We start from the raw sequence: 2,745 nt of genomic DNA, 5'->3' as shown, positions 1-2,745 counted from the left end.
TTCAGAAATACCGCTTGGAAAACACGAGCATTCAAGAAAGTGAGAAAGATTATCTTGTTGTGCGTTCCGACCGGAAAATGATTAAAATTAATTTTGCTGACATCCTCTATGTGGAAAGCCTTAGCGACTATGTAAAACTCCATTGCACAAATCAAACCATCATCACAAGAGAAACCATTACGGCGCTTGAAGCCAAACTCCCCAGCAATGCCTTTATCAGAATTCACCGCTCCTTTATTGTTTCTATAAATGCTATTTCTTCTTATACCAACGAATATGTAGAAATACAAGGAAGCAGCCTTACAATTAGCCGTTCCTACCGCAGTACTTTTTTAAGGAAGATGGAGGGAGAATAACCCACAAAAAAAGCCGATCTCACAATCGGCTTCCTTTTATCAATATTTTAATCAATTTCTAATCTTCAAGAAACTCCTCAAAAGTTTTAAGTTCCAATTCCACTTTTGCCTTTTTCTTCAGCTTAGCAAAATCTTTCTTTGCTTTCTCAAAACGATCTTCGATAATTTCGAGGTTATCCAACTCATTGCTTGTGGGCTTATCGTAGCTTCCTGCTATTTTAGCGTAGAGATCCGACATTTTCTCGCGCAACTGAGGTTCTGCCGTGCCTACATAATTATCGCCTGTAGTAATAACCAAAGTTTCTTTAAGCTCATTCAATGCCGAAGACACTTTCTTATTGTCCTGAACGGCTTCTAAAATAGCATCCAACTCATAAACCAAATACGCAAGTTCTTGGTTCATATCGTACATTTTCATCGTTGTATTATACTTTAGATCGCGATCGGCAGCACTTAATCCAGCATGCTTATCGTAGATCACTTCAAAGACTTGTTCAAAAGTATCCTTGCCTTTTTTAATTACTGCTTTGTACTTTCCTGCTTTCACTCTTGGCGAAGTAAATCCACCAAAACTAAAGGTCTTGCCTTTGGCAACTTTAGGTTGCTTAATGGAATAATGCCAATTAACGATATTAATTCCTTTAGATTTTCCTGCACCTAAGGTAGAGATTATCTTTCCATCCATATCCTGAATTTCTAAAGTCATTTTACCAAAAGTATGACGTTTAGGAAGTAAATATTTTATTTGAGCAGCAGTACTTGGATTCTGTCCTACAAACTGTGTTTCCGTCCCAAAGCTACCCCCAAAACCACCTTGGTCCTTCATTACCGTGGGTTTAGTATTAAAGAAATGCACTTTCTCTTTTAGTATTTCAGCTGTAATTTCGCGTAGAGGCGAAATATCATCTATAATAATTACTCCACGACCATGAGTTCCCATCACTAAATCGTTGGTTCTTGGTTCCAACTCAATATAATGAACAGCTACAGAAGGCATATTCTTAGTGAATTTTGTCCAGCTCTTTCCGCCATCTAAAGTGATATACAAACCAAATTCCGTTCCTAAGAAAAGTAAATTTGGATTCACATAATCTTCTTGAATATTTCTAACAAAACCTTTTACATCATCGGTAATAATACTTGTCCAAGTCTTACCAAAATCAGTAGTTTTATAAGTATACGGATTCATATCACCCGATGTATGTCCCTCAAATACAGCATAAGCCGTAGCTTTATCGTGAGAACTGGCTTCGATATGATATACCCAAGTATTCTTTGGTAATCCGGCAATATCAGCCGAAGTATTTGTCCATTTTCTTCCACCATCGGTGGTGACTTGAACATTCCCATCATCGGTTCCAACCCAAATAATATTTTCATCTAAAGGAGATTCTGCAATAGTAAAAATAGTGGTATGATTTTCTGCTCCAGAATTATCTACAGATAATCCACCCGAATCTGCTTGCTCTTGTTTACTCTTATCGTTAGTCGTTAAATCCGGTGAAATAATTGTCCAGCTATCTCCCATATCTTCAGATTTATGAAGAAACTGACTTCCCATATAAAGTCTATCCGGCTGATGTTTACTTATCGCCATTGGGGCATTCCAGTTAAAACGTAATTTAGGGTTTCCTTTAACAGCAAGGGGTTGAATTGTTTTTATCAATTTATTATCCACATCATAACGCCAAACATTTTCGGCTCCTTGCATTTCGGAATAGATAATATTTTTTGTAGGATGATGTAAAACACGAAAGCCATCTCCCCCTCCTACTGAATTCCAATCTCTTGCGGTAATTCCTCCACTTGAAGATGAAGGTCCATACCACGAACCATTATCTTGTAATCCACCATAAATATTATATGGTTCTGCACTATCCACACTTACAAAATAAAACTGAGATACAGGAAGGTTTTCAACTATTTCCATAGTCGTTCCACCATTCCAAGAACGGTATACACCACCATCGGTACCAACATAAATACGATCAGAATCTTTAATATCAAAAACTATATCGTGAATATCGCTATGCATCATACCTAAGCTTTTAAAGGTTTTTCCACCATCTCTGGAGATTGAACCACTCAATCCTGCTTTTATCAAAACATCCGGATTACGTGGATCAACAACTATTCTTGAAAAGTAGAAAGGACGAACTGTAATACCAAAATCATTATTCAATTGTTTCCAGCTTTCACCTGCATCATCGCTTCTATACAAGCCTTTTCTTAAATCCTCTTCGGCTTCAATAACTGTATATAAAATATTTGGATTAGAAGGTGCTACCGCGATGGCTAAACGACCTAGTTTCCCTTTTGGAAAACCATTGTGGATCTTGTTCCAGGTTTTCCCTGCATCTGTCGATTTATAAAGTGCACTAGACTCTCC

The 2,745-nt window shown here is 37.3% G+C and carries 2 protein-coding genes; one reads left to right on the top strand and one right to left on the bottom strand.

Annotated features, from left to right (window positions below; genetic code table 11):
• A partial coding sequence (locus J7K39_08545; GenBank protein ID MCD6179940.1) for a LytTR family transcriptional regulator occupies positions 1 to 356 on the top strand: 356 nt, incomplete at its 5' end.
• A gap of 58 nt (positions 357 to 414) precedes the next feature.
• Here J7K39_08545 and J7K39_08540 read toward each other — a convergent pair.
• Positions 415 to 2,745: hypothetical protein (locus J7K39_08540; protein MCD6179939.1), on the bottom strand; the 2,331-nt coding region annotated here is incomplete at its 5' end.

The organism is Bacteroidales bacterium, from assembly GCA_021157585.1.
GTDB lineage: Bacteria > Bacteroidota > Bacteroidia > Bacteroidales > UBA12170 > UBA12170.
The sequence above is the reverse complement of the archived record's forward strand: the minus strand, read 5'-3'. Positions and strand labels throughout refer to the sequence as shown.